Annotated in this window: 22 protein-coding genes and 2 pseudogenes; 3 read left to right on the top strand and 21 right to left on the bottom strand. The window is 72.7% G+C overall.

What is annotated here, in order from left to right:
• Positions 1–80: 80 nt before the first annotated feature.
• From IEZ31_RS58770 to IEZ31_RS52715, 7 genes are all read right to left on the bottom strand, one after another.
• Positions 81–206: a hypothetical protein gene (locus IEZ31_RS58770; protein ID WP_268241769.1), complete on the bottom strand. Its 126-nt coding sequence runs from the start codon at positions 204–206 to the stop codon at positions 81–83.
• Positions 203–826, bottom strand: coding sequence for an imidazole glycerol phosphate synthase subunit HisH (gene hisH, locus IEZ31_RS52740; protein WP_190257736.1), 624 nt, complete (start codon positions 824–826; stop codon positions 203–205). The genes IEZ31_RS58770 and hisH overlap by 4 nt, the downstream gene beginning before the upstream one ends.
• Positions 827–828: 2 nt before the next feature.
• Entirely contained in the window at positions 829–981 is a 153-nt protein-coding gene (locus IEZ31_RS52735; RefSeq protein WP_190257735.1) for a CG2302 family histidine operon protein, read from the bottom strand.
• Positions 978–1,601, bottom strand: a complete 624-nt coding sequence (gene hisB, locus IEZ31_RS52730; protein WP_190257734.1) for an imidazoleglycerol-phosphate dehydratase HisB — start codon at positions 1,599–1,601, stop codon at positions 978–980. The genes IEZ31_RS52735 and hisB overlap by 4 nt, the downstream gene beginning before the upstream one ends.
• Positions 1,598–2,674 carry a histidinol-phosphate transaminase gene (locus tag IEZ31_RS52725; protein WP_190257733.1) on the bottom strand — a complete coding sequence of 359 codons (1,077 nt, stop codon included), beginning with the start codon at positions 2,672–2,674 and terminating at the stop codon, positions 1,598–1,600. The genes hisB and IEZ31_RS52725 overlap by 4 nt, the downstream gene beginning before the upstream one ends.
• Positions 2,671–3,972: a histidinol dehydrogenase gene (hisD, locus tag IEZ31_RS52720; protein ID WP_190257732.1), complete on the bottom strand. Its 1,302-nt coding sequence runs from the start codon at positions 3,970–3,972 to the stop codon at positions 2,671–2,673. Before hisD ends, IEZ31_RS52725 begins: the two co-directional genes overlap by 4 nt.
• Positions 3,973–4,038: 66 nt before the next feature.
• Entirely contained in the window at positions 4,039–4,665 is a 627-nt protein-coding gene (locus IEZ31_RS52715) for a TetR/AcrR family transcriptional regulator (RefSeq protein ID WP_190257731.1), read from the bottom strand.
• A 94-nt stretch (positions 4,666–4,759) separates the two neighbouring features.
• Between IEZ31_RS52715 and IEZ31_RS52710 the strand changes: the two genes are divergently transcribed.
• Both IEZ31_RS52710 and IEZ31_RS52705 read left to right on the top strand, forming a co-directional pair.
• The gene (locus IEZ31_RS52710) at positions 4,760–5,866 is read left to right on the top strand and encodes an epoxide hydrolase family protein (RefSeq protein WP_190257730.1); all 1,107 of its coding nucleotides are present in this window, start codon (positions 4,760–4,762) and stop codon (positions 5,864–5,866) included.
• Between the two features lie 44 nt (positions 5,867–5,910).
• Positions 5,911–6,651, top strand: a complete 741-nt coding sequence (locus IEZ31_RS52705; RefSeq protein WP_229837187.1) for an LON peptidase substrate-binding domain-containing protein — start codon at positions 5,911–5,913, stop codon at positions 6,649–6,651.
• Here the strand turns inward: IEZ31_RS52705 and IEZ31_RS52700 are convergent.
• Both IEZ31_RS52700 and dnaE read right to left on the bottom strand, forming a co-directional pair.
• Entirely contained in the window at positions 6,613–7,458 is an 846-nt protein-coding gene (locus tag IEZ31_RS52700; protein WP_190257729.1) for a DUF2567 domain-containing protein, read from the bottom strand. The genes IEZ31_RS52705 and IEZ31_RS52700 overlap by 39 nt on opposite strands.
• Positions 7,459–7,980: 522 nt before the next feature.
• Positions 7,981–11,301 (bottom strand): annotated as a pseudogene (gene dnaE, locus IEZ31_RS52695) (DNA polymerase III subunit alpha); the annotation flags it as partial.
• 46 nt (positions 11,302–11,347) lie between these two features.
• Between dnaE and IEZ31_RS52690 the strand changes: the two are divergent.
• Positions 11,348–12,694, top strand: coding sequence for a transaminase (locus IEZ31_RS52690; RefSeq protein ID WP_190257727.1), 1,347 nt, complete (start codon positions 11,348–11,350; stop codon positions 12,692–12,694).
• On the opposite strand, the pseudogene IEZ31_RS52685 reads toward IEZ31_RS52690, so the two are convergent.
• From IEZ31_RS52685 to IEZ31_RS52630, 12 genes and pseudogenes are all read right to left on the bottom strand, one after another.
• A pseudogene (locus IEZ31_RS52685) lies at positions 12,682–13,644 on the bottom strand (MinD/ParA family ATP-binding protein); the annotation flags it as partial. The gene IEZ31_RS52690 and the pseudogene IEZ31_RS52685 overlap by 13 nt on opposite strands.
• Positions 13,645–13,900: 256 nt before the next feature.
• Positions 13,901–14,710 (bottom strand): hypothetical protein, encoded by an 810-nt coding sequence (locus IEZ31_RS52680; RefSeq protein WP_190257725.1) that lies wholly within the window; start codon positions 14,708–14,710, stop codon positions 13,901–13,903.
• Positions 14,711–14,749: 39 nt separating this feature from the next.
• The gene (locus IEZ31_RS52675) at positions 14,750–15,676 is read right to left on the bottom strand and encodes an RluA family pseudouridine synthase (protein ID WP_190257724.1); all 927 of its coding nucleotides are present in this window, start codon (positions 15,674–15,676) and stop codon (positions 14,750–14,752) included.
• On the bottom strand, positions 15,669–16,142 hold the full coding sequence (lspA, locus tag IEZ31_RS52670; RefSeq protein WP_229837186.1) for a signal peptidase II: 474 nt from the start codon (positions 16,140–16,142) through the stop codon (positions 15,669–15,671). The genes IEZ31_RS52675 and lspA overlap by 8 nt, the downstream gene beginning before the upstream one ends.
• A gap of 80 nt (positions 16,143–16,222) precedes the next feature.
• Positions 16,223–16,654, bottom strand: a complete 432-nt coding sequence (locus IEZ31_RS52665; RefSeq protein WP_190257737.1) for a TraR/DksA family transcriptional regulator — start codon at positions 16,652–16,654, stop codon at positions 16,223–16,225.
• Positions 16,655–17,216: 562 nt separating this feature from the next.
• Positions 17,217–18,734: a potassium/proton antiporter gene (locus IEZ31_RS52660; RefSeq protein ID WP_190257723.1), complete on the bottom strand. Its 1,518-nt coding sequence runs from the start codon at positions 18,732–18,734 to the stop codon at positions 17,217–17,219.
• Positions 18,731–19,018: a DUF167 domain-containing protein gene (locus IEZ31_RS52655; RefSeq protein WP_190257722.1), complete on the bottom strand. Its 288-nt coding sequence runs from the start codon at positions 19,016–19,018 to the stop codon at positions 18,731–18,733. Before IEZ31_RS52655 ends, IEZ31_RS52660 begins: the two co-directional genes overlap by 4 nt.
• A 67-nt stretch (positions 19,019–19,085) precedes the next feature.
• On the bottom strand, positions 19,086–19,829 hold the full coding sequence (locus IEZ31_RS52650; protein WP_190257721.1) for a hypothetical protein: 744 nt from the start codon (positions 19,827–19,829) through the stop codon (positions 19,086–19,088).
• Between the two features lie 267 nt (positions 19,830–20,096).
• Positions 20,097–20,906 (bottom strand): DivIVA domain-containing protein, encoded by an 810-nt coding sequence (locus IEZ31_RS52645; RefSeq protein WP_190257720.1) that lies wholly within the window; start codon positions 20,904–20,906, stop codon positions 20,097–20,099.
• A gap of 49 nt (positions 20,907–20,955) precedes the next feature.
• On the bottom strand, positions 20,956–21,261 hold the full coding sequence (locus tag IEZ31_RS52640; RefSeq protein ID WP_190257719.1) for a YggT family protein: 306 nt from the start codon (positions 21,259–21,261) through the stop codon (positions 20,956–20,958).
• Positions 21,262–21,279: 18 nt separating this feature from the next.
• Positions 21,280–21,894: a cell division protein SepF gene (locus IEZ31_RS52635; protein WP_190257718.1), complete on the bottom strand. Its 615-nt coding sequence runs from the start codon at positions 21,892–21,894 to the stop codon at positions 21,280–21,282.
• 126 nt (positions 21,895–22,020) lie between these two features.
• Positions 22,021–22,725, bottom strand: a complete 705-nt coding sequence (locus tag IEZ31_RS52630) for a YggS family pyridoxal phosphate-dependent enzyme (RefSeq protein WP_229837185.1) — start codon at positions 22,723–22,725, stop codon at positions 22,021–22,023.
• Between the last annotated feature and the right edge of the window lie 122 nt (positions 22,726–22,847).

Here is a 22,847-nt window from a genome sequence, read left to right as displayed (position 1 = left end):
CGCCAGACACGGAGCCCTCCAACACCTGCTCAACCAACATCAACAAGCAACGGCTTGACACAGGGCAACTCATGCGGGGCTCACCTGACGACCCGGCGGGCCATGCCACGGGCGGCCCGGCCCGCCAGCCAGCGCTTGCCGGGCAGCAGCAGGAGCAGGCGCAGGTGCCACGGCAGGCGCTTGCGCAGCGCGCGGCCGACGTTCACAGGGTGCCCAGCCAGTTGGCCAGCAGGGTCGCGCCGGCGTCGCCGGACTTCTCCGGGTGGAACTGGGTCGCCCGCAGTACACCTGACTCGAACGCCGCCACGAAGGGCTCGCCGTGCGTCGTCGTCGCGACCCGGACCCCCGCGGCCGTCTGGGACTCGGTCGGGGTGGCCGCGTAGGAGTGCACGAAGAAGAAGCGCGTGCCCTCCGGCAGGCCGGCGCCCAGGACCGAGCCGGACGGCCAGTCCACCGTGTTCCAGCCCATGTGCGGCACCACCGGCGCGTGCAGGACGGTGACCGTGCCCGGCGCGAGGCCGAGACCCTTGGTGATGACGCCGTGCTCCTCGCCGGCCTCGAACAGCACCTGCATGCCGACGCAGATGCCGAGCACGGGGGCGCCGTTGCGGACCCGCTCGGCGATCACCGGGCCGGCGCCGAGCTCGTCGATGCCGGCCATGCAGGCGGCGTACGCGCCGACGCCCGGGACGACCAGGCCATCGGCTCGGGCCGCCTTGCCGAGGTCGGACGTGACCTCCACGTCGGCCCCGACCCGGGCGACCGCCCGCTCGGCCGAGCGCAGGTTGCCCGAGCCGTAGTCGAGGATGACCACCGACTTCGCCACGATCAGTCCTTCCCGTACAGCCACAGGAGGCCGCCGGCGGCGGCCAGCACGGCGAGGGCCAGCGTGATGGCGAAGCCCGTCTTGCTGCCCTGCTGGCGCAGGGAGAGGGCGCCGCCGAGCAGCAGCCCGGCCAGCGCCAGCAGCGCGATGCTCACAGGGCGCCCTTCGTGCTCGGGACGGCGCCGGCGTTGCGCGGGTCGATGGCGCACGCCTGGCGCAGCGCCCGCGCGACCGCCTTGAACTGTGCCTCGACGATGTGGTGGGCGTCCGGCTGGGCGCCGTGCCGGCCGGCGCGCAGGATGCTGACGTGCAGCGTGACCCGCGCGCTGTGCCCGAACGACTCCCAGATGTGCCGGGTCAGGCTGGTCGGGTAGTTGCCGCCGATGTGCGGGGCGATGTTCGCCGGCTCGTCGTGCACGACGTAGGGCCGGCCGGACAGGTCGACCACGGCCGAGGCGAGGACCTCGTCGAGCGGGACCTGGGCGTGCCCGTACCGCGTGACCCCCGCCTTGTCGCCCAGCGCCTCGGCGAACGCCGCGCCCAGCGCGAGCGCGGTGTCCTCGACGGTGTGGTGCGCGTCGATCTCCAGGTCGCCGACGGTGTGCACGCGCAGGTCGAACCCGCCGTGCTTGGCGATCTGGTTGAGCATGTGGTCGTAGAAGCCCACCCCGGTGGAGATCTCCCCCACCCCGGTGCCGTCGAGGTCGAGCTCGACGGAGACCTTGGTCTCCTTGGTGACGCGCTCGATCCGGGCGGTTCGGGCGGCACGGCTCACAGCAGCTCCTCAAGTGCGGTCAGGAAGGCGGTGGTCTCCTCGGTCGTGCCGGCGGTCACCCGCAGCCAGCCGGGGACGCCGACGTCGCGGATGAGCACGCCCCGGTCGAGCAGGGCCTGCCAGGCGCCCTTCGCGTCGCCGCGCGGCGCGCCGAACAGCACGAAGTTGGCGTCGCTGTCGGCGACCGGGAGGCCCCAGCCGCGCAGCGTCTCCACGATGCGGTCGCGCTCGGCCTTCACGGCGTCCACCGTGGACAGCAGGGCCGTCGTGTGCGCGAGCGCCGCCCGGGCCGCGGCCTGGGTCAGCGCGCTCAGGTGGTACGGCAGGCGCACGAGCTGCACCGCGTCGACCACGGCGGGGTCGGCGGCGAGGTAGCCGACCCGCCCGCCGGCGAGCGCGAACGCCTTGCTCATGGTGCGGGTGACGACGACCCTGGGGTACCGCCGGATCAGGCTCAACGCGAAGACCGTGCCCGGCCGGGCGAACTCGGCGTAGGCCTCGTCCACGATGACCATGCCGTCGGTCGCCTCGGCCACCGCCTCGACCACGTCGAGCGGCAGCGCGGTGCCGGTCGGGTTGTTGGGCGAGCACAGGAAGACCACGTCGGGCCGGTGGCGCCGGACCATCTCGACGGCGTGCTCGGCGGTCAGGCCGAAGTCGTCGCCGCGGCGCCCGTCGACCCAGGCGGTGCCGGTGCCGGCCGACAGCAGCGGGTGCATCGAGTAGGACGGCGTGAAGCCGAGCGCGGTGCGGCCGGGGCCGGCGAACGTCTGCAGCAACTGCTGCTGGATCTCGTTGGAGCCGTTGGCCGCCCACACGTTGCGCTGCGTCAGGCCGTGGCCCAGATATGCGGCGAGGTCCGTGCGCAGCGCCACCGCGTCGCGGTCGGGGTAGCGGTTGAGGTCGCGCAGCACCGCGGCGAGGGCCTTCTCCATCTCGGCGACGGCGGCCTCGGGCAGCGGGTGCGAGTTCTCGTTGGTGTTGAGCCGCACGGCCACGTCGAGCTGCGGCGCCCCGTACGGCGTCAGCCCACGCAGCTCGTCGCGCAGCGGCAGATCCTCCAGCGACGTCACTTGCCGAACCTCACCTTCACCGCGGCGCCGTGCGCCGGCAGGTCCTCGGCGTCGGACAGGGCCACGACGTGGTCCGCGACCTCGCGGAGGGCATCGTGCGAGTACTCGATGAGCTGCACCCCGCGCAGGAACGTCTGGGTCGACAGCCCCGACGAGTGGCGGGCGCAGCCGCCGGTCGGCAGCACGTGGTTGGAGCCGGCGCAGTAGTCGCCGAGGGAGACCGGCGACCAGGCGCCGACGAAGATCGCCCCGGCGCTGCGGACCCGCTCGGCGACGGTCCGCGGGTCGCGGGTCTGGATCTCCAGGTGCTCCGCGCCGTAGGCGTCGACCACCCGCAGCCCCTGCTCCAGGTCGTCGACGAGCACGATCGCCGACTGCACGCCGGTCAGCGCGTCGGTGACCCGCTGCTGGTGCTTGGTCGCGGCGACCTGCCGGGCAAGCTCGGCCTCGACCGCGGCGACGAGCTCGGTCGACGGCGTGACCAGCACGCTCGCCGCGAGCGGATCGTGCTCGGCCTGGCTGATGAGGTCGGCGGCGACGTGCCGCGGGTCGGCGCTGTCGTCGGCCAGGATCGCGATCTCGGTCGGGCCGGCCTCCGCGTCGATGCCGACCGTGCCGCGCAGCAGCCGCTTGGCCGCGGTCACCCACACGTTGCCCGGCCCGGTGATCATGTCGACCGGCGCGCAGGCCGGCTCCTCGTCGCTGAAGCCGTAGCCGAGCATGGCGATCGCCTGCGCCCCGCCGACGGCGTAGACCTCGTCGACGCCGAGCAGCGCGCACGCGGCCAGGATGTTGACGTTGGGCAGGCCGGTGCCCTTCTGCGGCGGGCTGGTGACCGCGATCGACGCGACCCCGGCGGCCTGGGCCGGGACGACGTTCATGACCACGCTCGACGGATACACCGCGAGGCCGCCGGGCACGTAGAGCCCGACCCGGGCGACGGGCAGCCAGCGCTGGGTGACCGTGCCGCCCTGACCGAGGACGGTGGTGACCTCTTGCCGCGTTTGATCCAGGTGTACCTTCCGGGCGCGCGCGATCGACTCCAGCAGCGCGGCCCGGACCGCCGGTTCGAGCCCGGCCTCGGCGGCGGCGATCGCCGCTGCCGGCACCCGCAGCTGCCGCAGCTCCACCCCGTCGAAGCGATGGGTGGCCTCCCGGATCGCCTTCGCGCCGTGCTCGTGCACCGCTTCGACGGTCGGGCGCACCTGCTCGGTGGCGACGGAGACGTCGAGGGCGGCACGGGGCAGCAGACGGCGCGGGTCCTCGGTGGAGCCGCGCAGGTCGATCCGGTTCAACACCTGAGTGAGTCTATTCGGTCCGGCCAGCGCGTTTCCTCGTGCGTCCCGTCAGTCGGTCTGTCGGAGTCAGCGTGACCTCCGCCACCGGTAGTTGAACTCCCCGGGCGCGGGGGCGGGCCCGGGGAGCGCTCCGGCGTCGGTGCGGTCCATGCCGTCGAGGGTGAGTCCGAGGTACCGCCGGCGAAGCTCGGCCGTCCGTTCCCGGTCGGGCAGCCGGATGGCGGCGCAGGCCTCCAGCACCAGCCCGACGTCGGCCACGGTGAAGTCGGGCCGCAGCCGCCCGCTGTCGTGCGCCCGGCGCACGAGCCGCTCGACCAGGCCGTTGGAGGCGCCGGCGTCGGCGTGCATCTCCTCGGTCGGGGTGAACGTCCCGGCGAGGTGCACGGTGAGCGAGTGCACGTCGGCGTCCACGACCCCGACGAGGAACGCCCGCAGCGCCGCCCACCCGTCCTCGTTCGCCGCGTCGGCGTCCTCGGCCTCCTGGACGAACCGCTTGAGCCCGTCGTGGCACAGCGTCCGCAGCAGGTCCTCCTTGCCGGCATACCGCCGGTAGAGCGCGCTGATGCCGACGCCCGCCCGCTCGGCGACCGCCGCGATCGGCGCCTTCGGATCGTCGAGGAACACCTCGCGGGCCGCCTCGAGGATGACCGTGTCGTTGCGCCGGGCCTGGCCCTTACGCCCTTGCTCCGCCATGGCCCCACGCTACCACTGGAACGGATCGTTCCGCTCTGATAGCGTCTCCGGTGAGCGGAACGAAGTATTCCGTTCCCGTCCTCAGGAGGTCACCATGATCCGTCCCTTCCGCGTCGAGGTGCCGCAGGCCGAGCTCGACGAGCTGCGCCGCCGGCTGGAGCGCGCAGTGTGGCCGGACGAGCTGCCCGGCGCCGGCGACGCCTACGGGGTGCCGCGGTCGCGGGTCCAGGAGCTCACGCGGTACTGGCTGGAAAGCTTCGACTGGCGCGCGGTCGAGGCGCGGCTCAACGCCCACCCGCAGTACCTGACCGAGATCGACGGCGCGACCGTGCACTTCATCCACGTGCGCTCGGCGAACCCCGAGGCGACGCCGCCGATCCTCACCCACGGCTGGCCGGGCTCGGTGGTCGAGTACCTCGACGTCATCGAGCCGCTGTCGCGGGACTTCCACCTGGTGATCCCGTCGCTGCCGGGCTACGGGTTCTCCGGCCCGACCCCGGCGCCGGGCTGGAACCGCTACCGCATCGCGCGGGCGTGGAACGAGCTCATGGCGCGGCTCGGGTACGAGCGGTTCGGCGCGGTCGGCAACGACGCCGGCTCGATGATCGCCCCGGAGCAGGGTCGGTTCGCGCCCGACCGGGTGATCGGCGTGCACGTCACCCAGCTGTTCTCGTTCCCGAGCGGCGACCCGGCCGAGTTCGCGAACCTCACCGAGACCGACCACCGGGCCCTGGCGAAGCTGCAGTGGTTCGCCGACAACCTGATGTCGTTCAACACGCTGCACAGCCAGCAGCCGCAGACGCTCGCCTACGCGCTGGCCGACTCCCCCACCGGCCTGCTCGCGTGGAACGCGCAGCTGTTCGGCGGCTCCCTCGATCCCGACTTCATCCTCGCGAACGTGGCCGTCTACTGGTTCACGAACACGGCGGCGTCGGCGGCCCGCCTCTACTGGGAGGACGCCCACGCCACCCCGCCCCCGTCCGGTCCGACGACGGTGCCGACGGGCCTGGCCATGTTCGCGGGTGACTTCGAGTCAATCCGTCCGTTCGCCTCGCGCGACCACGCCAACATCGTGAGCTGGCACGCGTACGGCGTTCCCGCGGCTCCGCAGGGGCGCGACGCGGGCGGGCACTACGCCGCCCACGAGGCCACCGACGTGCTCGTCAACGACATCCGCGAATTCTTCGCCGGCCTGAAGTGAACGCGTCGTGCCGCGCTCCCGCTCCGCTCGGCTACGCTTCGCCCGTGGAGGCAGCGAACGAACCGGAGCGGGACGCGCGCACGCTCCTGCCGCTCTTTCCGCTCGGCACCGTCCTCTTCCCCGGCCTCGTGCTGCCCCTGCACGTGTTCGAGCCGCGATACCGCACGCTCGTGCAGCACCTCACCGACCTGCCGGCGAGCATGCCCCGCGAGTTCGGCGTGGTGGCGATCCGCCGCGGCTGGGAGGTCGGCCGCCAGACCGAGGCCGCCGACGCGTCGATCACCGCCGGCGAGTCCCTGTCGCTCTACGAGGTCGGCTGCGCCGCCGAGGTCCGGCAGATCACCGAGCTTCCGGACGGCCGCTTCGACCTGATGACCGTGGGCCGCCGCCGCTTCCGGCTGCTCGGCCTGGCCCGCAACGACGCCCCGTACCTCACGGGCGAGATCGAGTGGCTGCCGGAGCCCAAGGGCGAGGCGGACCGGGAGGGCGAGCTGGCGGCCGGGGTGCTGGCGGCCTTCCAGCAGTACCTCCGCGCGATCCGTCGCGGCGAGTCCGACGACGACGGCGAGCAGCTGCCGGACGATCCGACGGTCCTGTCCCACCTGGTCGCGGCGACGGCGTCGCTCACCCTGGAGGACCGCCAGGCGCTGCTGGCCGAGCCCGACACGGCGAGCCGGCTGAAGGCCGAGCGGTCCCTGCTCCGCCGCGAGGCGGCCCTGCTGGGCCGGGTGCGGGCGGTGCCGGTCTCACTGGCCGACCTGGCCGTCCCCTCCAGCCCCAACTGACCGCTCGTCCCGGCGCTCCTGCGCGGGCTCCCCGGCAGGCGGCGGCTGCACTGCCGGCTGCGGTCCGGCCGGCGGCTGCTCCCAGGCCGGCGGCTGCACGGTGGACGGCTGGTCCCAGGCCTGCGACTGCGCGGCCGGCGGCTGCTCCCAGGCCGGCGGCTGGTCCGTCGGCGGCACGGGGTCGAAGTACTCGGCGGGCATGTTGTCGTACCGGAGCGTGGGCGACACGTGGAACCCGGCGAGCGCGGTGTACACGGCGGCCGCCGCCAGCGCCTGCACCAGCATCGTCCCCCGCACCCAGGGGATGAACCCGAACGCGAGACTGGACGTGCCGGTCCGCAGCTTCACCGGCCGGAAGATGTGCGTGCCCCGGGGCGCGTGCTCCACGAGGTCCAGGTAGTGGGCATACCCGATCTTGTTCCCCAGCCACGCCGCGAGCACCGAGGCCCCGGCCGACCCGACGACGAGCCCGGCCAGCATGATCGGCCCCCGCTGCCGCCGGAAGACCAGCCAGGCGGCCACGGCGACGAGCGCCCCGACGACGATGGCGATCATGATGAACCACCCGTCGTCCGCCCAGTACCCCTCGGGCTCCGGCTGCAGCGGATACGGCCCGTAGTCGGTCTGGACGAGCTCGACCTCGGGCGCCACCCAGGCCCAGAGCACCCCGACGGGCGCCCCGATCACCGCCACCACGGCCCCCGCCGCGAGCGCGAGCAGGACTTCCAGCCCGATCCGGGCCCGCGGACGCGCTGGAGCCTCAGCAGATGGCGCCTGCCCGAAGGGCTCAATAGGGGCGATGCTCACCAACCCATCCTGCCAGCACCCCGGCAGGACAACGAACAACGGCCCGCCCTGCCGGCGGCCGCGGCCGCCGCACTCCCCATGATCAAGGGAAGGATCTGGTCGTCCGGGCAGCCAGATCCTTCCCTTGATCATGGGCGAACCACCGAGCCGGCGCCCCGGGTCCGTCCCCGGCGATTCGAGCGGCCCGGACTCGGCACGGCTCGCACACGCACAGCCGCACCCTCGCCCGATTCATCCGAAAAATCGGGCATGGGTACACCCGCTCGCGGGTGCGAGAGAGCCTCAGCTCGGACACGACGGACATGGCTGAGCCCGGCAGACCGGCACGGGACACGACGGACCCGGCCGGGAGCGCGACAACCCCCGCGGACGCGCCGGACCCGGCCGGAACGCGACAACCCCGCGGGCGCGGCGGGCCTACCCCGGAGCGCACCACCCCCACGGGCGCGGCGGACCCGGCCGGGAGCGCGACGGCCCCTGCCGGGCTCGGCGGGCGGGCTACGAGGACGTGGCCGACGGGGTCGGGGGTGCCGGGGACGGCGCGGGCTCGGACAGGGCGGCGCTCAGGGCCGGCAGGTCCGGGACCCGTAAGTCCATCGCCATCAGGCGCGGCGAGTCCTCGCGGCGGTCCACGCGGCCCTTCACCGCGACGATGGCGTCCTCCGCGACGTACTGGCCGATCTCCTCGTAGGTGTTCGGGAAGAACATCACCTCGATCGAGCCGTCCAGGTCCTCCAGCGTCGCCGAGGCCCACGGCCGGCCCTGGCGGGTCACGCGGCGCTGGACGCCCGACAGGATGCCCGCCAGCGCCACCACGGCGCCGTCGGGGACGGTGCCCTCCTCGGCGATCGAGGCGATCGAGCGGTCGGCCGCGCGGCGCAGGGCGGGCTCCAGGCCGCGCAGGGGGTGATCGGAGACGTACAGGCCGAGCATCTCGCGCTCGAAGGCCAGGCGCTCCGGGCGGTCCCAGTCGCCGGGCGGGATCGGGGCGGCGGGGGCCTGGACGTCCGCCAGGGCGCCGAAGAGGTCGAACTGGCCGATGGCCTCGTTGCGCTTGGTGCCGAGGACGGCGTCGATGGCGTCGGCGTGAACCATGATCAGGCCGCGGCGGGAGTGGCCCAGGGAGTCGAAGGCGCCGGCCTTGATCAGGGACTCGATCGTCTTGCGGTTGCAGACCGACTGGTCGACCTTGCGCAGGAAGTCGTGGAAGTCGGCATACGGGCCCTGCTCGCGGCGGGCGTGGACGATCGACTCGACGACGTGGGCGCCGACGTTGCGCACCGCGCTCAGGCCGAAGCGGATGTCGGCGCCCACGGCGGCGAAGCGGCCCTGGGAGGAGTTGACGTCGGGGGGCAGGACGCGGATGCCCATGCGCCGGCACTCGGCGAGGTAGAGCGCCATCCGGTCCTTGCCGCCGGCGACCGAGGTGAGCAGGGCGCTCATGTACTCCGCCGGGAAGTTGGCCTTGAGGTAGGCCGTCCAGTAGGCGACCAGGCCGTAGGCCACGCTGTGCGCCTTGTTGAACGCGTAGTCGGAGAACGGCACCAGGATGTCCCACAGCGTGCGGATCGCGCCGTCGGAGTAGCCGCGGGCGCGCATGCCCGCCGAGAACGGCTCGAACTCGTGGTCGAGGATCTCCTTCTTCTTCTTGCCCATCGCGCGGCGCAGCAGGTCGGCGGCGCCGAGGGAGAAGCCGGCGACCCGCTGGGCGATCGCCATGACCTGCTCCTGGTAGACGATCAGGCCGTAGGTGTCGCCGAGGATGTCGGCGAGCGGCTCGGCGAGCTCCGGGTGGATCGGCACGACCGGGCGGCGGCCGTTCTTGCGGTCCGCATACTCGTTGTGGGCGTTGGCGCCCATCGGGCCCGGCCGGTAGAGCGCGCCGACGGCGGAGACGTCGGCGAAGCTGTCGGGCGCCATCGAGCGCAGCAGCGCCCGGACCGGGCCGCCGTCGAACTGGAAGACGCCGAGCGTGTCGCCGCGGGACAGCAGCTCGTAGGTGGGCTCGTCGTCGAGGGGCACGTCCTCGATGACCACCTCGACCCCGCGGTTGTGCCGGATGGCGTCGAGCGCGTCGTCGAGGATGGTCAGGTTGCGCAGGCCGAGGAAGTCCATCTTCAGCAGGCCGAGCGCCTCGCAGGCGCCCATGTCCCACTGGGTGATGATCGCCCCGTCCTGCTCGCGCTTCTGGATCGGCAGCACGTCGAGCAGCGGCTCGCGGGACAGGATCACCCCGGCGGCGTGCACGCCCCACTGCCGCTTGAGCCCCTCCAGGCCGCGCGCGGTGTCGACGACCTCGCGGACGTCGGGCTCGCTCTGGTAGAGCCGGCGCAGCTCGGCCGCCTCCGCGTGGCGCGGGTGGGCGGGGTCGAAGACGCCGGCCAGCGGCATGTCCCGGCCGAGAACCGGCGGCGGCATGACCTTGGTGATCCGGTCGCCGAGCGAGAACGGGTGGCCGAGCACCCGGGCCGCGTCCTTGATCGCCGCCTTCGCCTTGATCGTGCCGTAGGTGATGATCTGCGAGACGCGGTCCGACCCGTACTGCTCCGTGGCGTAGCGGATCACCTCGCCGCGCCGGCGCTCGTCGAAGTCCATGTCGATGTCCGGCATGGAGATGCGCTCCGGGTTGAGGAACCGCTCGAACAGCAGCCCGTGCGCGAGCGGGTCGAGCTCGGTGATGCCCAGCGCCCAGGCGATGACGGAGCCGGCCGCCGACCCGCGGCCGGGCCCGACCCGGATCCCCTCCCGCCGGGCGTGGGCGACCAGGTCGGCCACCACCAGGAAATACCCCGGGAAGCCCATCTGCCCGACCACGGACAGCTCGTAGTCGGCCTGCCGCGCGTGCCCGGCCGGCACCCCGCCCGGGAAGCGCCCGGCCAGGCCGCGGCCGACCTCGGCCCGCAGCCAGGAGTCCTCGGTCTCGCCGTCGGGCACCGGGAACCTCGGCATGAGGTTGCGCGGGGCGAACACCGGGCCGTAGTCGCCGATCCGCTCGGCGATGCGCAGCGTCGTGTCGCAGGCGCCGGGGACCTCCGCGTCCCAGATCCGGCGCATCTCCTCGGCCGGCTTGAGGTAGAAGTCCTTGGCGTCGAGCTTGAACCGCTTCGGGTCGGCCAGCGTGGTCGCCGACTGCACGCACAGCAGCACCTCGTGCGCGTCGGCGTCGGCGTGGAACGTGTAGTGCAGGTCGTTGGTGGCGACCGGGGTCAGGCCGAGCCGCTTGCCCAGGCGCAGCAGGTCGTGCCGGACGCGGGCCTCGATCTCCAGGCCGTGGTCCATCAGCTCCAGGTAGAAGTTGCCGGGGCCGAACAGGTCGCGCAGCTCGCCGGCCGCCGCGCAGGCCCGCTCGAAGTCGCCGATCCGCAGCCAGGTCTGCACCTCGCCGGAGGGGCACCCGGTCGTGGCGATCACGCCCTCGCGATACTCCTGGAGCAGCTCGCGGTCGGCCCGCGGCTTGTAGAAGAAGCCCTCCAAGCTGGACCGCGACGCCAGCCGGAACAGGTTGCGCAGCCCGGTCGCGTCGGCGGCGAGCATGGTCAGGTGCGTATAGGCCCCGCCGCCGGAGACGTCGTTCTCCCCGCCGGCCGCCCAGCGCACCCGCGTGCGGTCGCCCCGGTGCGTGCCGGGCGTCAGGTAGGCCTCCAGCCCGAGGATCGGCTTGACGCCCGCGTCGAGCGCCCGGTGGTAGAAGTCGTAGGCGCCATACATGCTGCCGTGGTCGGTCATGGCCAGCGCGGGCTGGCCGAGCCGCGCCGCCTCGGCGAACAGCGGCCCCAGCCGCGCCGCACCGTCCAGCATCGAATACTCGGTGTGTGCGTGCAGATGTACGAACGACTCCCCCACGCCGTGAACCTATCCCCGGGGTACGACAGTTTGCGACACTCCACGGATGATCGACCGTGACCGCCTGGCCGGCCTGCTGTCCCGCGAGCGGGCCGCCTTCGCCGAGCGCAACCCGCGCTCCGCCGCCGAGTATGCGAAGGCCGGGCACCTGTTCGGCCGGGTGCCGATGACCTGGATGAACAAGAAGGCCGCCGGCTTCCCGCTGTACCTCGACAGCGCCGTCGGCGCGGTCGTCACCGACGTCGACGGGCACGAGTACACCGACTTCTGCCTCGGCGACACCGCGGCGATGGCCGGCCACGCCCCCGAACAGACCGCCGAGGCCGTCCAGCGGCGGTTCGCGAGCGGCGCCTGCGCGATGCTGCCGACGCCGGACGCCGCCTGGGTCGGCGCCGAGCTGACCCGCCGCTTCGGGGTCACCGAGTGGAGCTTCGCCCTGACCGCGACCGACGCCAACCGCTGGGTGATCCGGCTGCTCCGGGCGATCACCGGTCGGCCGAGGATCCTGTTCAACAGCTACTGCTACCACGGCTCGGTCGACGAGTCGCTCATCGTGCTGGAGGACGGCCGGCCCCGCAACCGCGAGGGCAACGTCGGCGCGCCCGTCGACGTGACCGTGACCAGCCGGGTCGCCGAGTACAACGACCTGGCGGGGCTGGAGCGCGAGCTCGCCCACGGCGACGTCGCGGCGGTCGTCATGGAGCCGGCGTTGACGAACATCGGCATCGTGCTGCCCGAGCCGGGCTACCTCGACGGCGTCCGCGAGCTGACCCGCCGGTACGACACCTTCCTCGTCAACGACGAGACCCACACGTTCTCGGCCGGCCCCGGCGGGGCCACGAAGGCCTGGAACCTCACGCCGGACGTGGTGACGATCGGCAAGGCGATCGGCGGCGGGATCCCGGCCGCCGCCTACGGGCTGTCGGCCGAGGTGGCGGCACGGATCAACACCATGAAAGAGCTCGATCTCGTCGACATGGGCGGCGTCGGCGGCACCCTCGCCGGCAACGCGCTGTCGATCGCCGCGACCCGGGCGACGCTGGAGCACGTGCTCACCGACGCGGCGTTCGAGCGCATGACGGCCCTCGCCGAGCGCTTCGCCGCCGGCGTGCAAGCGGTGATCGCGGCGCACGACCTGCCCTGGTCGGTCAGCCGGCTGGGGGCCAGGGCGGAGTACCGCTTCGCCAGCCCCGCACCGAGAACCGGCACCGAGTCGGCGGCGAAAGCGGACCCGGACCTCGAGGACTACCTGCACGTCTACCTGGCGAACCGGGGCATCCTGCTCACGCCGTTCCACAACATGGCGCTCATGTCCCCGGCCACGACCGAGGCGCAGGTCGACCACCACCGGACGGTGTTCGCCCGGGCGGTGGAGGAGCTCTATCGGGCGTAGGGGTCCATCATCACGGCCGCGGCCCGCAGCCACGCCCGCTTGGTCGCGGGGCCGAGCATCGGATACTCGATGTTGGAGCCGCTCTCCAGCGCCGGGTCGTAGGGGACCACGACCACGGCCCGGGTGCGGCTGCGGAAGTGCCCGGCGAGGTCGTCGATGAGCGGCGTCGGGTTGGGCGTCGGGCAGGACAGCAGGGTCACCGCGTTGGCGACCAGCTCCTCCATGCCCGCCTCGTCGAGCAGGTCGAGCATCCAGTCGGCCGTGAACGCGGCGTCCTCGCGCGGCACGCTGGTCACGACCAGCTGGTCGGCGGTCTGCAGCACGGTCTGCCAGTTGGGGCTCTCGACGTTGTTGCCGGTGTCGACGCAGATCACGTCGTGGGTGCGGCGCAGCAGCTCCAGCACCCGGCGCACGGTGTGCGGGTCGAGGCGCTGCGCGAAGCGCGGGTTCTCCTCGCCGGCGAGCACGTCGTAGGAGCCGTCGGAGGCGTGCCGCAGGTAGTCGTCGAGCATGTCGTAGAGGTCGTACCCCGTCGCGTTCTCGACCCGCACGAGGTCGGCGATGAGGTGGCGGATGGTGCGGGCGTGGCGGGCACTGCCGGCGCGCAGGCCCAGCGTGCCGCGCAGCTCGTTGTCGTCCCAGGCGATGACGCCCTTGCCCCGGACCGCGCCGATCGTCGCCGCGGTGAGCACGGTCGCGGTCGTCTTGTGCACGCCGCCCTTGGGGTTGGCGAACGCGAGCACCTTCGGCGTCGGGATCTCCTGGCGGAGCACGTTCACCATCTGCTCGGTCGGGTCGGCCGGTCGCTGCTGCTGATACTCCAGCCGGGGGGCGTGCGCGTCGGGGCGGCGCTGCGGGCCGGCGGACCGGGGCGGCGCTTCGAAGGGTCGCGTGCCGTTGGGATGCATTGGCTCGTCATCGTAGGGCCGCGACGGTGGGTACGGGGCTCTAGGGTGCTCGAACCTTCCGTCGTAATCCAGATCACTCGGCTGCGCCCGCCCGGACAGGGCCCGGTCGAGGAGCGACCGCCACCGGGGAGCCGGCTCGGCCGACCCGTCCCACCTGGCATCGGCGCGCTCTGCCACCCTGGCCCTCCTCACCGGCGTCCCTCACCCGTACCCCAGGCTACGGACCGAACACTATTCGGACCACACCTGCGAGCCCATCCCCTGCATCAACTGCACGACACCCCGAAGGGATACCCGGTTAGGACGGTCGAGGGGACGCGGCCGCACTCGCGGGGACTTCGCTGATCGGTCCGGCGAGCGTAGTTTGCTCGGGCAACGGGGGCAGGAACACCGTGCGATCGAGTCGTTGCAGCTCGGTGATCGGATCGACGGCCCGCGTCTCCGGTCGCTGCGCGATCGTCCGCAGTGCCGCTGGGGTCGCGTAGACGACCGCCGCGTACACGCACGAGCAGTGCTCCGCGTATGCCGTCGCCTCGTTGTCCGCCACGATCGCCCCGGTCACGTAAATTTCGCGCAGGTCGTCGGGCTTGTCGTTCGCGGCGAGCAGGTCGCGGTAGTGCCGCGCCTCCCCGCGCTTGCGCTCCGCGGTGGCGTCCATGGCCGTGACCACGTCGTCGGGCAGCTTGTACGCGCCGAGCCGCACCAGCTCGGTCTGCGCATGCGGCAGCGGTACCCGGGCGAAGACGCTCGACAGGGAGCCGTCCGCGAGCACCGGGGCCAGCCGGTCGGGCGCCAGGTAGGCGTTGAACGACACCAGCGCGTAGACGCCGGTGTCCCCGGCCAGTCCGGCCAGCTCGGCGCGGCTGCTCTCAAGGTACCCCGGGATCGACGCCCCCTCGGGCACCCCGACCCGCAGCACGTCACCGAGCGACGGGTCGCTGCCGCGGTGCCGGTTCGCGTCGTGCAGGACGAGCAGCGTGGCCGTCACCGCGACCACCGCGACGACGGTGGTGAACACGCGCAGCCGCACGGCACCCCGGAACAGCCGGGCCAGGACGTTGCCGACCGGCGGGAGGATGCGCTGGTCGAGCTCTTGCAGCAGCTTCATCGCAGTGCCAGGGTCGCACAGCGTGCCGGACCCATGACGCTAGGCCCCGGCGAGGACGGCCAGGGCGTCGGCGAGATCGGCCGGGTAGTCGCTGAGGAACGACACGTACTCGCCCGTCCTCGGGTGCAGGAAGCCCAGCTCACGGGCGTGCAGCCACTGCCGCGACAGGTGCAGGCGGGCGGCCAGGGTGGGGTCGGCGCCGTACGTCAGGTCGCCCACGCACGGGTGACGCAGCGCCGAGAAGTGCACCCGGATCTGGTGGGTGCGCCCGGTCTCGAGCTTCACGTCGACCAGGGTCGCCGCCGGGAACGCCTCGATCGTGTCGTAGTGCGTGATGCTCGGCCGGCCGCCGGACACGACCGCGAACTTGTAGTCGTGGCTCGGGTGCCGGTCGATCGGCGCGTCGATCGTGCCGCGCAGCGGGTCCGGGTGGCCCTGGACGACGGCGTGATACCGCTTCTCGACCTCACGCGCCTTGAAGGCCCGCTTCAGCGTGCTGTAGGCGGACTCGCTCTTGGCCACCACCATGAGCCCGGTCGTGCCGACGTCGAGCCGGTGCACGACGCCCTGGCGCTCGGCGGCGCCGCTGGTCGCCACCGTGTGGCCCATCGCGGCCAGCCCGCCGATCACCGTCGGGCCGGTCCAGCCGGGGCTCGGGTGTGCGGCGACCCCGACCGGCTTGTCGACCACCACGATGTCGTCGTCGCTGTACACGACCGTGAGGCCGGCCACCGGCACCGCCTCGACCGACGGCGCGCTCGGCTGGGCCGGGAGCGTGACCTCCAGCCAGGCGCCGGCGGTGACCTTGTCGGACTTCGGCCGCACCTCGCCGTCGACCGCGACGTCGCCCGCCTCGACGAGCGCCGCCGCGACCGTGCGGCTGAACCCGAAGAGCCGGGTCAGTGCCTGGTCGAGCCGCGTGCCGTCGAGCCCGTCGGGGACGGGGAGCGAACGGACCTCACGCATGCTCGTCCTTCTTGGCGCGGGTCCCGTCGCGCCGCCGGCCCATGAACTCCAGCAGGACGGCCAGCGCCACGCCGACCGTCAGCGCCGAGTCGGCCACGTTGAACACCGGGAAGTGCCCGCCGTGGTCGTCGAGGAAGCTGAACATGTCGACGACGTGGCCGTGCAGCGGCTTCGGCGCCCGGAAGATCCGGTCGACCAGGTTGCCCAGCGCCCCGCCGAGGATCAGCCCGAGGGCGACCGTCCACCACGTCGACGCCGTGCTGCGCACCATCCAGATCAGCGCGGCGACCACGACCGTCGCGATGATCGGGAAGATCCACGTGTAGTCGCTCAGCATGCTGAACGCGGCGCCGCTGTTCCGCGTGTAGATCACGTAGATCAGCCCGCCGAGCAGCTTCACCGGCTCGCCGCCCGCGATCGTGGACGTCGTCCACTGCTTCACGGCGATGTCGATCGCAATCACCACGGCCGCGACCAGGCCGAAGAGGCTCCAGACGCGGGCGGTCCCCGCGCGGGGGGTGGTCGTGGCGAGGTCGTCCTGGGTGGTCAGCGCCGCTCCTCCAACTGCTTGCAGGTGACGCAGAGCGTAGCGGACGGGAACGCGGCGAGCCGCTCGACCGGGATGGCGTTGCCGCACTTCTCACACCAGCCGTAGCCGCCCTCGTCGAGCCGCTCCAGGGCCCGCTCGACCTGGTTGATCCGCTCCAGGATGTTGTTGGCGAGCGTGATCTCCTGCTCGCGCTCGAACGTCTTGGTGCCGGTGTCGGCCTGGTCGTCGCCGGCCGAGTCGGTCAGCCGGTGCTGCTGGAGCTCGGCGATATCGACGAGCGTCTGGTCGTGCTCGGCCTTCAGCTCGTCGCGGCGCTCGATGAGCGCGACCCGGATCTTCTCGGTCTCGGCTGCGGTGCGCGTGCCACGGGCGGCCTTCGCCCCAGCGGTCTTGGCCGCGGTGGTCTTCGGTTCTGCGGTCTTGGCCATCGTGGCTCCCTCGGCCGCAGCTGCGGCGATCGGCGTGGTGTTCTGAGTGGTACCGGCGGTGCCGCGCCCCGTGGCGGCCGCCTTCGACGCCCGCGTTGTCCGGCCGGCCGGCGCCGTCTTCCGCGCCGGCGCGGTGTCCCCCGCCGGCGCCGTCCTCGTGGTGCGACCCGTGCCCCCACCGCGCTGGGCGGTCCTGGCGGCGGCGTTGGTCGCGGTCTTCGGGGTGGTCGCCGGCGCGGCGTTCGCGGCCTTCGTCACCTTTGTCGGTTTCGCCGCTGCGCGCAAGTTCGCGGTCGCCCTCGTTGGGGTGCCCGCGGCTTGCCGACCAGCCGGTTTCTGTGTTCTTGTCACAGTGTTCACTCGCGTCACACCGGTGGCCGCATCTCGCCCGGCACCGCTCGCTGCCCGGCCTGTCGGCACGGCATCAGCCCGCTCGGCCATGGCTCCCCCAGATGCAAAATGGGCGCGCGACGCGCCGTCGCGCACTCCAGTGGCTGGCAAGAATACGGAATGTACACGCGTCCGACAAACATGCCACACGCATTCCGACCAATTGGATCAGTTATTGGCGCCGATCCTCGCCATGTTCGGCAAACCAACGGGCGAGTCTTCCGCGCCTGCTCACGGCCCGCAGCCGTCGCTCCGCCACGTCGCGCACCTGCTCGGTCGTCACGATCAGGAGGCTGTCGCGGGTCTTCAGGCGGGTCTCGGGCGCCGGGACGAACGCACCGCCGTCGCGCAGCACGAGCGTCACGACCGCACCGACAGGCAATCGTAACTCGTCCACGTGCACGCCGTTGAGCTTCGAGCCAGGCGGGACCTCGACCTGCAGCAGATCGGCGCCCATCCGCTCCAGCGGCGCCGCCTCCACCTGCAGGTCCGTCGGCTCGGCCGGGGCGGTGACGCCCAGCCGTTTCGCGACGGGCGGAAGCGTGACGCCCTGCGCCGCCGTGTAGATGACCACCAGGACGAAGACGACGTTGAAGATCTCGCGGGAGTGCGGCACCCCGGCCGACAGCGGGATGGTCGCCAGGACGACCGGGACCGCCCCACGCAGCCCCGCCCAGGAGAGGAACGCCTGGTCGCGCCAGCCGAACCCGTTCGGCCCCAGGTTGAAGGGCGTGACGCTCAGCAGTACCGACAGGGGCCGGGCCAGCAGGATCAGCACCAGGCCGACGAGCAGCGCCGGCAGCACCGCCTTGCCCAGTTCGGCGGGCGAGGCCAGCAGGCCCAGCAGCACGAACAGCGCGATCTGGGCGAGCCAGGCCAGCCCGTCGGCGAAGCCCAGCATGGCCCGGCGGTGCGGCAGGTGGGCGTTGCCGAGCACGACGCCGGTGACGTACACGGCGAGGAAGCCCGAGGCGTGGGCGACCGAGCCGGCCGCGTACGCGAGCACGGTCAGCCCGATCGCCGCGAGCGGGTAGAGGCCGGCCGACGGCAGCGCGGCCCGGCGCAGCGCCCAGGCGCCGCCGAAGCCGGCGAGCAGGCCGACGGCACCGCCGGCGACCAGCTCGTAGGCGACCAGGCCGAACTGCTCGTACCACGGGCCGTGGCTGCCCGCCGGCATCGACAGCAGCAGGACCAGGATCACGACCGGGGCGTCGTTGATGCCGGACTCGGCCTCCAGCAGCGCGGCCAGCCGCGGCCGGACCGGCACCCGGCGCAGGGTGGAGAAGACGGCGGCGGCGTCGGTGGAGGACAGCACGGCGCCGTAGAGCAGGGCCTCCTGCCACGGGACCCCGAGGGCGTAGTGGACGACCGCGCCGACCACCACGACGCTGACCGCGACGCCGAAGGTGGACAGCACCACGGCCGGGCCGAGCACCGGGCGCAGCGTCGACCAGCGGGCGGTCAGGCCGCCCTCGGCGATGATCACGACCAGGGCGCAGATGCCGAGCGTGCGGGTCAGCTCGGCGTTCTCGAACTGGATGCCGAAGCCGGCCTCGCCGATGACCACGCCGAGCAGCAGGTACACGAGGAGGCTGGGCAGGCCCAGGCGGACCGAGAGGCGCACGGCGCCGACGCACACCAGCAGGACGGCCGCGCCGATGAGCAGCGCGACGTTGAAGTCGTGGGTCAACGGCCCGACTCCAGCAGCGCGGCGACCCGGGCGTCGAGGCCGGCGGGCGGGTCGTCGAGCTCGACCAGCTTGTCGCGGCTGGCCGCGCCGGCTTTCAGCCGCAGCGCGGAGGGCCGCACCCCGATCGCGTCGGCCAGCGCGCGCAGCGCGGCCGTGGTGGCCTGCCCGTCGACCGGGCGGGCGCCCACCGCGACGACCAGCGCCGGACCGTACGGGCCCGGGTAGCTACCGCCGACCGCGGTGCGGGACGCACCGGGCCGGACGCGGATCGCGATGGTGACCACACTTCATTGTGAGGGTTCACCCGATCGGAGGCGATCCTCCGCTCGGCCACTCGCGCGCGGCAGGCGCTCAGCGACGCCCGAGCAGGACGTCGTTGGGGGTGCAGACGCTGCACGGCGTGAAGCCGAGCTCGACCGCCTCGTGCGCCGGCAGCGGCTCGTGCTCGCGGCCGAGCAGGTGCGGGCAGCCCTGCACGTGGTACCGCGGCCGCCCGTCGATGACGAACACGTCGGTCTGCAGCGTGGCGACCCGGGCGACGTCCGCCGCCGACGACGGCTGCACCGGCGGCTCGTCGGCCGGGTCCTCGTCGTCGTAGTCGTCGTCATCGTCGTCGTACCCGCCGCCGGACGGGTACTCGTCGTAGCGGCCGCGGTCGGTGTCGCCCTGCTGGGGGATGCCGCCCGGCGCCTCCGGCTCGTCGCGGACCGGCGCCATCATGGCCGTCTCGTCCGCGGCAGCGTGCGTGTCCAGCGGCGGGCCCCCGTAGGTGCCGCCCGTGCGGGCCCCGGCGCCCACCGGCTGGCGCTCGCCGCCGCGCGCCCGGCGCAGGTCGGCGAAGTCCAGGTCCTCGGCCGGGTCGGGGGCGATCCGCGACTCCATCGGGTCGTAGCGCTCCGACGGCACCTGCCGGCCCGTCCGGGTGGTGCGTGCCGACCGGGCGGCGGCGGCCTGGCGGCCCCCGACGATGAGCGCCACCGCGGCGAGCAGGCTCGCCCCGATGGACGCCACCAGCATGGCGTCGGAGCCCTGCAGCAGCCCCAGCACGAGCAGGCCGACGGCCACCACGATGAGCAGCAGACTTCCGACGATCACGGCCCTGTCCCTCCGCATGACGATCCCGGCGCGAGTTACCCGGGCGAGTGTCTCTCAGCCGGTACAACGACCGAGTCCCCGGGAAGCGACCGGCGCCCCAGCCGAAATCGACTGGGGCGCCGCGTGTCGCATTGACCGGCGTGTCAGGCCGATGCTCTGTGCTGGACGTGCTGGTGGTGCCGCCTGAGGTCGGACGCGGTGTGCTCGGGAACGCGCGCGGATCCTGCCGATCGCCCTCCGGGGCGCTCGGCGATCACCGGCCCGGCCTCAGCGACCGGCGCCCTCGTAGCCGCCCGCGAGGCCGGCCGTCGCGAGGCCGCCACCCGCGCCCGCGGCCCGCGGCGCGTCGGCGCGCTGCGTCATCTCGGCCTCGAGGCTCTGCTCGCGGCCCGTCAGGTCGCGCAGCTGGCTCTCCAGGTACGCCTTCAGGCGCGTGCGGTACTCCCGCTCGAACTGCTTGAGCTCCTCGATGTGCTTCTGCAGCGCGGTCCGCTTCGCGTCCAGGCCGCCCATGGCCTCCTGGTGACGCTGGCGGGCGTCGCGCTCGAGGGCGTCGGCCTTCGCGCGGGCGTCGCGGGTGACCTCCTCGGCCTTGGTGCGGGCCTCGGAGAGCAGCTTGTCGGCCTCGCGGCGCGCGTCGGACACGTGGTCGTCGGCGGTGCGCTGGGCCATCATGAGCACCCGCAGGGCCTGCTGCTCGCCGTCGCCGGTGCCGCCACCGGGGACACCGCCGCCGCCGCCCTGCGTGCGGATCTGGTCGAGCTCCTGCTGCATGCTGCGGGCGGCCTGCTCGGCCGACGCCTTCTCCCGCTGGACGCGCTCGAACTGCGTCTTGAGGTCGGAGAGCTCCGCCGCGAGGCGCGGGTCGCCACCCGGACCGGCGGGGGCACGGCCGCCGCCACCGCCACCGCCGCGCTCCAGCTGGGCGCGCAGCTCGTTGTTCTCCTCGATCAGCCGGGCGAGCTCGCGCTCCACCTCGTCGAGGAAGGCGTCGACCTCTTCCTCGTCGTAGCCCCGTTTGCCGATCGGGGGTTTCTTGAAGGCGACGTTGTGGACGTCGGCCGGGGTCAGCGGCATCGAAACTCCTCAGGTCAGTTGCGGCCGCGTGGCCGCCGAGCGGCGCTGGTCACGAGAACACGTCGATCAGGCGGCGTACCACGACGTTCATCAGCACGAACAGGATAACCAGCAGCACAAGCGAAGACAGGTCCACGGCCACGGTACCAATACGCAGCGGGCGAATCACCCGCCTCAACGCTTTGAGCGGCGGATCGGTGACGCTCCACACCACTTCGAGCGTCGCCGCGGCACCCCGGCCCGGTTGCCAGCGCCTGCCGAACTGCATGACGTAACCCATCACGAAGCGTGCGAGGAGCGCTACCAGGAACAGGTAGAGCAGCAGATGCACGATCTGCAAGGTGATGGACACCACGGCCGTTGAGTCCTCGCATCAGCTCTGGTTGAAGAACCCGCCCTCGGCGATCTTAGCTTTGTCCTCCGCGGTGACCTGGACATTTGCCGGAGAGAGCAGGAAGACCCGGTTGGTCACCCGCTCGAAGTTACCACGCAGGCCGAATACAAGCCCGGCCGCGAAGTCGACCAAACGTTTCGCGTCCGCTTCGTCCATTTCGGTGAGGTTCATGATCACCGGCACACCGTCGCGGAAGTGCTCACCGATCGTGCGCGCCTCGTTGTACGTCGTCGGGTGCAGCGTGGTGATCGCGTAACGGCGGTCGTCACTCTCCTCTTCCACCGGCTGACGCTCGCGAACGGTGGGCTGGGGCGCGAGTGCGAGATTGTCGCGTGTCGGGTAGCTGACCGTCGACGTCGGCCGCGTGATCGAGCGCACGGTGCTGGTGCGGCTGGCGGTGCTCGCCTCCAGCCGTTCGGCGGCCGTCAGCCGCTCCGAGACCGTGCGCGCCCGCGGCGCCGGCACCTCGTCGACCTCGTCATCGTCGTCGGCGAAGTCGTCACCGTAGCTCCGGTAGTGACGATCGTCGTAGCCGCGCTCGTCTTCATCCTCGACGAGGCCGAGCCAGACGCCCGCCCTGCGCAGAGCACCCATACGCGCTCCTCCGTCCACCGCCATGCGGCACTTCCCCCCGTTGTCGGTGCCACCGATCACGTTGTGCGACACCGCCCCGCCGGCGCAGAACCACACTCGTGTAATTTTTCCGTTCCCGCGGCCAGGCTACCCCAGCGGGGTTCGATTTCCGAGCAATGCGCTACCGACACGGACATGTGTCGAGCCGTGCAGAATCGCGGATTCCAGGTCGTTGCTCATACCGGCGGAAATCCAGCCGGCGTCGGGAAACCGCTGCCGAATCCGGCCGGCGATCGCGGCGAGCCGCGCGAATGCGTCATCGGCTTCCCAGTCGAGCGGCGCCACCGCCATCACCCCGCGCAGGCGCAGCGACGGGCTGGCCGCGATCGCCGCCGCGACCTGTTCCACCATGCCGGTGACGGCCCCGCCCCGGTGCTCGTCGTCGTCCAGGCTCACCTGGACGAGGGCGTCGAGCGGGCCGGGACGCTCGGCCTTGACGGCCGCGTCGACCAGCGCGTCGACCAGCCGGAGGCTGTCGACCGAGTGCACCGCGGAGGCGTACCGCACCACCGACCGGGCCTTGTTGCGCTGCAGCTGCCCGACGAAGTGCCAGCGCACGGCCGGGTCGCCGACGGCCTCCGCCTTCGGCCCGGCCTCCTGGTCGCGGTTCTCCCCCACGTCGTGGACGCCGAGCTCGGCCAGCCGGGTGACGTCCCGCGCCGGGTACGTCTTCGTCACCGCGACGAGGGTCACCTCATCGGGTGAACGTCCGGCGGCCGCGCAGGCCGCGGCGATGCGCGCCCGGACCTGCACGAGGTTCCGGCCGATCTCCTCGGTTCGCGCGTCCACCACTGCCTCCAAATGATCTCGGGTGGGCCAACGTGATGTTGACCCACCCGAAGTGAAGCAGAAACCTCTCAGGCGCCGTTCTTCAGGAAGTCCGGCACGTCGACGTCGTCGAACAGCACCCGCCG

Origin of the sequence: Dactylosporangium sucinum (genome assembly GCF_014647515.1) — a bacterium.
Lineage (GTDB): Bacteria > Actinomycetota > Actinomycetes > Mycobacteriales > Micromonosporaceae > Dactylosporangium > Dactylosporangium sucinum.
Note: the sequence above shows the minus strand (reverse complement) of the source record. Positions and strands in the feature narration are given on the sequence as shown.

Bases quoted from the DNA above. Each gene is read 5' to 3' on its own strand.
- IEZ31_RS52715 (WP_190257731.1), bottom strand. From the start codon at position 4,665: ATGGCGGAGCAAGGGCGTAAGGGCCAGGCCCGGCGCAACGACACGGTC.
- IEZ31_RS52710 (WP_190257730.1), top strand. From the start codon at position 4,760: ATGATCCGTCCCTTCCGCGTCGAGGTGCCGCAGGCCGAGCTCGACGAG.
- IEZ31_RS52690 (WP_190257727.1), top strand. From the start codon at position 11,348: ATGATCGACCGTGACCGCCTGGCCGGCCTGCTGTCCCGCGAGCGGGCC.
- IEZ31_RS52680 (WP_190257725.1), bottom strand. From the start codon at position 14,710: ATGAAGCTGCTGCAAGAGCTCGACCAGCGCATCCTCCCGCCGGTCGGC.
- IEZ31_RS52675 (WP_190257724.1), bottom strand. From the start codon at position 15,676: ATGCGTGAGGTCCGTTCGCTCCCCGTCCCCGACGGGCTCGACGGCACG.
- IEZ31_RS52665 (WP_190257737.1), bottom strand. From the start codon at position 16,654: ATGGCCAAGACCGCAGAACCGAAGACCACCGCGGCCAAGACCGCTGGG.
- IEZ31_RS52645 (WP_190257720.1), bottom strand. From the start codon at position 20,906: ATGCCGCTGACCCCGGCCGACGTCCACAACGTCGCCTTCAAGAAACCC.
- IEZ31_RS52635 (WP_190257718.1), bottom strand. From the start codon at position 21,894: ATGGGTGCTCTGCGCAGGGCGGGCGTCTGGCTCGGCCTCGTCGAGGAT.